Source organism: Mycobacterium mantenii (genome assembly GCF_001667865.1).
GTDB lineage: Bacteria > Actinomycetota > Actinomycetes > Mycobacteriales > Mycobacteriaceae > Mycobacterium > Mycobacterium mantenii_A.
In genome coordinates this window covers 1-716 of sequence record NZ_LZJP01000064.1, presented here as the reverse complement: position 1 = coordinate 716, position 716 = coordinate 1, and the positions used below count along the sequence as shown (strand labels likewise).

Here is a 716-nt window from a genome sequence, read left to right as displayed (position 1 = left end):
GAGCCAGCCGCGTTGACCTCGAACACTCCGATGTCGCTGATACCGAGTCCGGCCCGCCACAACACCATCTCGGAGGCAGGAATCGGTGCCGTCAGCATCAGCACCGGGTCTGCACCGGCCACCGCTCCGGCGACGTAGCGGGCCATCGGAGTCAGCCCCAGATCGGCGGCCCTGTCGGCGGTGGTGATCAGCAGGGCGGCGGCGCCGTCGGAGATCTGTGACGAATTACCGGCGTGGATCAGCCCGTCCTCGATGAACAACGGCTTGAGCTGTCCGAGGGTCTCGATGCTGGTGCCACGGCGCAACCCCTCGTCGGTATCGAATTCTCCGGTCTCCGTGGAAAGTACGATGATTTGCGCGTCGAATGCACCGGAGTCGATAGCCGCGGCGGTCCGCTGATGCGACGCTGCGGCGTAGGCATCGAGATCGACCCGCGTCAATCCCCACTTTCGTGCCACCGCCTCGGCGCACAGTCCCTGATTGAACGAGAAATCGTCAAACCGCTGCATAACCCTCGGGCCGTATGGGAATCCACTTTGCCGCGTTACGCCAAGCGGCAGTCGGCTCATGGATTCCACCCCACCCGCTACTATTACGTCGCAGGCGCCGGCGGCGACCGCTTGGGCGGCGAAATCCACTGCCTGCTGGCTCGATCCGCACTGCCGGTCGACAGTGGTCCCCGGTACCGTCTCGGGCCAACCGGCGGACAGCACCGC

Annotated in this window: 1 protein-coding gene; it reads right to left on the bottom strand. The window is 65.4% G+C overall.

Features of this window, described 5'->3' with window-relative positions; all coding sequences use genetic code 11:
* Positions 1–716 (bottom strand): thiolase family protein (locus tag A5688_RS09880; protein ID WP_131812443.1); only part of this gene is annotated, 716 nt, incomplete at both ends.